7 protein-coding genes are annotated in these 6,623 nt (G+C 69.2%); 6 read left to right on the plus strand and 1 reads right to left on the minus strand.

Annotated features, from left to right (window positions below; translation table 11 throughout):
- Positions 1–232: 232 nt before the first annotated feature.
- The 3 genes from FV228_RS17070 (at position 233) to tatC (ending at position 1,979) form a co-directional block, all read left to right on the plus strand.
- Positions 233–508 carry a twin-arginine translocase TatA/TatE family subunit gene (locus FV228_RS17070; protein WP_147855720.1) on the plus strand — a complete coding sequence of 92 codons (276 nt, stop codon included), beginning with the start codon at positions 233–235 and terminating at the stop codon, positions 506–508.
- Positions 509–594: 86 nt separating this feature from the next.
- Positions 595–1,182, plus strand: coding sequence for a Sec-independent protein translocase protein TatB (tatB, locus tag FV228_RS17075; RefSeq protein ID WP_147855721.1), 588 nt, complete (start codon positions 595–597; stop codon positions 1,180–1,182).
- On the plus strand, positions 1,179–1,979 hold the full coding sequence (gene tatC, locus FV228_RS17080) for a twin-arginine translocase subunit TatC (protein ID WP_147855722.1): 801 nt from the start codon (positions 1,179–1,181) through the stop codon (positions 1,977–1,979). Before tatB ends, tatC begins: the two co-directional genes overlap by 4 nt.
- 361 nt (positions 1,980–2,340) lie before the next feature.
- On the opposite strand, the gene tyrS is transcribed toward tatC, so the two are convergent.
- A complete protein-coding gene (tyrS, locus tag FV228_RS17085) occupies positions 2,341–3,612 on the minus strand; it encodes a tyrosine--tRNA ligase (RefSeq protein WP_147855723.1) in 1,272 nt (423 codons plus the stop codon).
- A gap of 124 nt (positions 3,613–3,736) precedes the next feature.
- Here tyrS and FV228_RS17090 point away from each other — a divergent pair, with 124 nt between their 5' ends.
- The 3 genes from FV228_RS17090 to FV228_RS17100 form a co-directional block, all read left to right on the plus strand.
- Positions 3,737–4,876 (plus strand): anhydro-N-acetylmuramic acid kinase, encoded by a 1,140-nt coding sequence (locus tag FV228_RS17090; RefSeq protein WP_147855724.1) that lies wholly within the window; start codon positions 3,737–3,739, stop codon positions 4,874–4,876.
- 69 nt (positions 4,877–4,945) lie between these two features.
- Positions 4,946–6,037: a catalase family protein gene (locus FV228_RS17095; protein ID WP_147855725.1), complete on the plus strand. Its 1,092-nt coding sequence runs from the start codon at positions 4,946–4,948 to the stop codon at positions 6,035–6,037.
- A 13-nt stretch (positions 6,038–6,050) separates the two neighbouring features.
- On the plus strand, positions 6,051–6,623 hold a 573-nt coding region (locus FV228_RS17100), incomplete at its 3' end, for a DUF3578 domain-containing protein (protein ID WP_147855726.1).

The following is a 6,623-nucleotide window of genomic DNA, read 5'->3' on the forward strand; positions in this document are numbered from 1 at the left end:
GGGCTCGACGTGCCCGAAGCCCGGGCCCGGTTCGCCGCCGCGCTCGCCACCGCCGCCTGATCCGCGGCCTTCCACCGCGGGCATCCACCGTCCCTGATGCCGCCTCTGCTTGTGTTCGGGCGGTCCGATCCCTAGGTTCGCCCGGAATTCTTCAACCGGTCGTGGCGTCCCGCTCCCTCAGGGGAGCGCAGGCAAGTGGGCGCGGCCAGGTGGGCGCACGCAGGAGGTTGCCATGGGCAGCATGAGTATCTGGCACTGGGTCATCGTTGCCGTCATCGTCATGCTGCTGTTCGGACGCGGCAAGGTCTCGGACCTGATGGGCGACGTCGCCAAGGGCATCAAGGCGTTCAAGAAGGGCATGGCCGAGGACGAGACGCCGCCGGCCAGCAGCCAGCCGGTCGCTCCGCCGAACGAGCCGGTCCGCACCATCCCCCACACCGCCGAGACGAGCCCCGGGACCGCGGTTCCGGCGAGCCATCTGCCCGGCGGCGAGCGCAAGCCGGTCTGAGGACTGTCAGGGCGCGCGCTGTGGTGTAGAGCCTGACGGGGTTCGGATCGAGGTCCGGATCCCAGGGCAGCGGGACCGTCGACGACATGCTGGACATGAGCTGGGGCGAGGTGATGCTGATCGGCGGCGTCGCCCTCATCGTCATCGGGCCGAAGGACCTGCCGAAGGCGCTGCGCACCGTCGGGCAGATCACCACGAAACTGCGCCGCATGGCCGGCGAGTTTCAGATGCAATTCAATGAGGCGATCCGCGAAGCCGAACTCGACGAAGTCCGCAAGGAGGTCGACGGCATCCGCAACACGGTCCGCACCGCGAGTTCCGGGTTCAATCCGGTCCAGACGATCCGGGACGAATTGAAAGGCGCGGTCGAGGGCCGGGTCGCCGCCCGCCAGGGTTCCGAGCCCCTGGGCCCCGAGAAGCCGGCCGCGGACGCGCGCTCCCTGGCCGACGCCACCGCTCAGCTCAAGGCCGAGCAGGACGCAGTCGCACCGGCCAACGCAGAACCGGCTGCGGCCGAGGCTGCGCCGCATACCGATGCGGTGCCGCACGCCGCCCCGCCCGAGGCCCCGCTCCCGGTTCCCGGCTCGGTCGACGATCCCTACGGCCCGCCGCCCGAACCTCCGACCCCGCACGACGCTCCCCTGGATCCGAAGAACGGCGCCACTGCCCGATGATGAGCGACGCCGACGAGGCCGAGATCGAAGCGTCACGAGCGCCGCTGCTCGAACATCTGATCGAATTGCGCGCGCGGCTGATCAAGTCGCTGGCAGCCTTCGTGGTGATGTTCTTCGGCTGCTTCTTCTTCTCCCGGGATATCTACAACATCCTGGTCTATCCCTACGTCTCGATCGTGGGGGTCCAGAACGCCGAGCTGATCGCGACGCACTTCCTCGAGCAGGTGTTCACCAACATCAAGCTCAGCGTGTTCGGCGCCGCGTTCCTGGCCTTCCCGGTGATCGCCACGCAGATCTACGCCTTCGTGGCTCCGGGCCTGTACCGGAACGAGCGCAAGGCGTTCCTGCCCTACCTCGTGGCCACGCCGATCTTCTTCATCCTCGGCGCGCTGGTGGTGTTCTTCCTGGCGATGCCGCTGCTGATCAAGTTCTCGGTGTCGCTGCAGCAGGTCGGCGTGGCCGGCGAGCCGACGATCAAGCTGCTGCCCAAGGTCGACGAGTACCTCTCGCTGATCATGACGCTGATCTTCGCCTTCGGCATCGCGTTCCAGTTGCCGGTGATCCTGACCCTGCTCGGCCAGATCGGCATCATCGACGCAGCCTTCCTGCGCGAGAAGCGCCGCTACGCGATCGTTCTCGTCTTCGTCGTGGCCGCGGTGTTGACCCCGCCGGACGTCATTTCCCAGCTCTCGCTCGCGCTGCCGATGCTGATCCTCTACGAGGCCTCGGTGTTCTCGGTGGCCCGGGTGGAGAAGGTGCGCGCGGCACGTCGGGCCGCGGAAGGGTTGGATCCGTAAGGGTCGGATCGACAAGTCCGGGTTTCAAACGGTTACGGACCCAGCCCTTTCAAGGTGTTTGGCCACGGGCGTGTCGTGGGATCAGCGCTCCTGAGCAGCTCACGCGCGCCCCTTTCCCGGGCAGGTGAAGCGAAGCGGAACCTGATCCGGGACCCAGCACACGAAGCGCCGCGCCAGCGGCACAGGTCGATCGGACGGACGCTTCGCGCAGTGGTGTGCTGGGTCCCGGGTCGCATTCCGCTGGCGCTGCATGCGCCCGGGAAAGGGGGGCGGTGCAGACCGGCTCGACGCCGTGTCCTGGCCCTCAGCCCAACATCCTGAAAGGGCTGGGCCGGAGGCCCTTTGGAAACCCGATCTTGCCCTACGCCGTCCGCAGCAGCACGTGACGCTTCTTGCCGAAGGACAGCTTGATCACCCCGTCCTGGGTCAGGTCCGCCGGCGTCAGCACCGCCTTCTCGTCCGTCACGGCGACATCGTTCACCCGCAGCCCGCCGCCCTTGATCTGGCGGCGCGCCTCGCTGGTCGAGGGCACCAGCTTGGCGATGTCCGGCCCGAACGCGGTGAGCACGCCGAGTCCGGCTTCGAGGGTGGCGGCCGGAACGGTGACGCTGGGGAGATCCGTCGCGAGGGTGCCTTCGACGAACGTCTTCCGGGCGGTCTCGGCGGCGGCTTCCGCCACCTCGCGGCCGTGCATCAGCGCCGTGGCCTCGGTGGCGAGCACCGTCTTGGCCGCGTTGATCTCGGAGCCGGCCAGCGCCGCGAGCCGCGCGATCTCTTCCATCGGCAGCAAGGTGAACAGCTTCAGGAAGCGAACCACGTCCGCATCCTCGGTGTTGCGCCAGAACTGCCAGTAATCATACGGCTTGAGCATGTCCGGGTTGAGCCAGACCGCGCCGGCGGCGGTCTTGCCCATCTTGGCGCCCGAAGAGGTGGTCAGCAGCGGGCAGGTCAGGGCGTAGAGCTGGGGCGTGCCCATGCGCCGGCCGAGATCGATGCCGTTGACGATGTTGCCCCACTGATCCGAGCCGCCCATCTGCAGGGTGCAGCCGTAGCGGCGGTTCAGCTCCACGAAGTCGTAGGATTGCAGGATCATGTAGTTGAATTCCAGGAACGACAGTTCCTGGTCGCGCTCCAGGCGCATGCGGACGCTGTCCATCGACAGCATGCGGTTCACCGAGAAATGCCGGCCGATGTCGCGCAGCATCTCGATGTAATTGAGCTTGGTCAGCCACTCGGCGTTGTCGACCATCACGGCGTCGCCGGCGCCCTCGCCGAATCTCAGGAACCGGTCGAAGGTCTTGCGGATCTCGGCCTTGTTGGCGTCGATCTGCTCGACGGTCAGGATCTTGCGGCTCTCGTCGCGACCGGACGGGTCGCCGACCCGGGTGGTGCCGCCGCCCATGAGGGCGATCGGCTTGCCCCCGGTGGCCTGCAGCCAGTGCAGCATCATGATCGACAGCAGGTGCCCGACATGGAGCGAGGGCGCCGTGCAATCGTAGCCGACGTAGGTCGTCAGCCGCCCTTCGAGCGCCGCGGCATCGATCCCGGCGAGATCGGAGGTCTGGTGAATATAGCCGCGCTCGGTGAGGATCCGCAGGAAGTCGGATTTCGGCGCGAAGCTCTCGGCATTCATGGCTGCGGTCTCGGGTCACGAGCCGGCGCGACAGGCCGAGGCTCTGCGTGCTAGCTCGCGCTGGGGTTCAGGATACGGCGCGCTCTTAGCAGGGCGTTCGCCGAAAGGCACGGGGTCGAGCACAATGGCGATGATGCGCGCGATCGGACTGATGAGCGGCACCTCGCTGGACGGCGTCGACATCGCGCTGATCGAGACCGACGGCGAGCGGGTCCACGTCGTCCGAGGGCACAACAATTTCCTCGAGCCGATGGGGCCGACCGGCTATCGCGGCTATTCCGACGAGGAGAAGGCGCTGCTGCGGGTGGCGACCAAGGATGCGGAATCGGTGCTCCATCCGGGCGACCGGCCCGGGCGGCTGCCCGAGGCGGAGGCCTTCGTCACCCAGGCCCATGCCGAAGCCGTGGAGCGCTTCCTCGCCGAGAACGGCCTGAACGCGCGCGACATCGACGTGATCGGCTTCCACGGCCAGACCGTGATCCACCGGCCGGACCAGCGCATCTCGATCCAGATCGGCGACGGCCAGGCGCTGGCCACCCGGCTCGGCATCCCGGTGGTCTCCGACCTGCGCCGGGCGGACATCGAGGCCGGGGGGCAGGGCGCGCCGCTGGTGCCGGTGTTCCACAAGGCGCTGGCCGAGGCCTCGGGCTTCGACGGACCGTTCGGCATCCTCAACATCGGCGGCGTCGCCAACGCCACGCTGATCGATTCGAAGGGCGGCGTGATCGCCTTCGACACCGGCCCCGGCAACGCCCTGATCGACGAGTGGATGCAGGAGCGCGAGGGCAAGAACCTCGACGATGGCGGCCGCACCGCCGCCCGCGGCCGCGCCGACGAGCCGCTGCTCGCCTGGCTGCTGATGCACCCGTTCTTCTTCCGCCGCCCGCCGAAATCCCTCGACCGGAACTGGTTCTCGCACAAGCTGGCCGGTCAGCTTTCCACGGAGGACGGCGCCGCGACGCTCACGGCCTTCACGGCGCGGGCGGTGGCCCGGGCCCTGGACCACGCCCCGGAGATCCCGACCCGCTGGATCGTGGCGGGCGGCGGCGCGCGCAACGGCGAGCTGGTACGGCTCCTGAACTATCACCTGCGCTCCGAGATCACGACCGCGGACGCCATCGGATGGTCGTCGGCCTACCTGGAGGCGCAGGCCTTCGCGTATCTGGCGGTGCGCTCCCTGCGAGGCCTGCCGATCACCTTCCCGCCGACCACCGGGGTGCGCGAGCCGATGACCGGCGGGGTCCTGGCGCGACCGATTGCCTGATCGCGAGGCCCGAACCCGACGAACGGCCCGGCGGTTGGACGTCGATAGAGGCGATCGGGATCAGAGACCTTGGCCGAGACCTACCTCCGCTACCACGACGGCATCGAGACGCCCGCGCCCGACGAGTCCGAGACGATCGACGCGATCATCGCGTCGATGACCCGCGAGAGCGAGACGACGGCCGCGCGCTACGGGCATGCGGTGCGGGCGTCGCACGCCAAGGTCAGTGGCGTGGTCACGGGCGAGCTTCAGGTGGCTGACGACCTCCCGCCCGAGCTGAAGCAGGGCCTGTTCGCCAAAGGTGGCAGCTATCCGGTGATCGTGCGCTTCGCGCAGGGGCCGGGGGAGTTGCTCAAGGACAGCGTCTCGACCCATCGGGGCATGGCGATCAAGGTGCTGGGCGTCCTGGGTGAGACGCTGCCCGGTCACGGCGCCGCCACGCAGGATTTCGTGCTCGCCACCGGCCCGGTCTTCCCGAACCCGGACGCCAAGGGCTTCCTGGGCAGCATGAAGCAACTGGAAGCCGGCACGAAGGCGCCGGAGGCCGTCAAGTCCGTTGTGTCTCACATCGCAAGGGCGGCCGACGCGGTGGTGAAGGCGGCGACCGGCGAGAGTTCGGCGCTGCTGGACTTCTTCGGACACCAGCCTCTGCACCCGCTGGCCGAGCCGTATTATTCCCAGGCCGCGCTCCGCTACGGTGATCATGTCGCGAAGATCGCGGCCTTCCCGGCCGGCGCGCGGCAGCAGGCCCTGGCGGACGAGGAGCTGCATCCGGGCCAGGACCCGGACGCGTTCCGGCACGCGGTCGGTGCCTTCTTCGCGGGCGATGCGGCCGTCTTCGAACTCCGCGTCCAACTTTGCACGAACCTCGACGACATGCCGGTCGAGGATGCATCGAAGCGCTGGAACGAGGCGGCCAGTCCCTACCGCACCGTGGCGCGGCTCGTCCTGCCGGCCCAGGATGCCCGATCCGAGGCTCGGACGCGCTACGCCGACGACGTGCTGTCCTTCCGGCCGGCCCACAGCCTGGCGGCGCATCGCCCCCTGGGCTCGCTGATGCGGGCACGGCTCAAGACCTATCAGGCGCTCTCCAACTTCCGCCATGGCCGCAACCAGACGCCGGAGACGGAGCCGACATCCATCGAGCAGGTACCGGCGTGATGCCGGCGGGCGGGTGAGCCTCGGCCACGCCCTGCGCCGGATCGTCGAGGAATACCCGCTCGCCCGCCTCGACCCCCCAGCCGGGCATCCCCTCGCGGCGGTGATCCGGCGCGGTGCGCCGGATGAGCTGCGGGCGGCCCTCGACCCGATCGACGGACCGTTCTTCGTCAAGGGCAGTCCCGGCCGGGGCACCCGTTGGGCCGCCGTCCCGTGGTTGGCGGTGTTCGACCCGGCCGTCACGACCAGCGCGACGCGGGGCTATTACCTCGTCTACCTGTTCCCGGCGCACCGCCCGGTCGTCCACCTGTCCCTGGCGCAGGGGACCGTGGCCGCGATCCGCGAGCACGGGCCGCGCGCCGAGGCCTACCTGCGCACCAGCGGGGATGCCCTGCGCGTACGCCTCGCCGACTTCGCCGAGCGCCTGCCGAACCGGTCCATCACCCTCGGCAGCGCCGGCGAGCTGCCGGAGGGCTACGAGGCCTCCCACATCCTCGGCCTGACCTACGCCCTCCACGACCTCGGCGACGAGCGGCGGCTGCGGGCGGACCTGGCGGCGGGCGTGGCGGCTTATCGGGCGCTCAAGGGG

Origin of the sequence: Methylobacterium sp. WL18, from assembly GCF_008040015.1 — a bacterium.
Taxonomy (GTDB): domain Bacteria; phylum Pseudomonadota; class Alphaproteobacteria; order Rhizobiales; family Beijerinckiaceae; genus Methylobacterium; species Methylobacterium mesophilicum.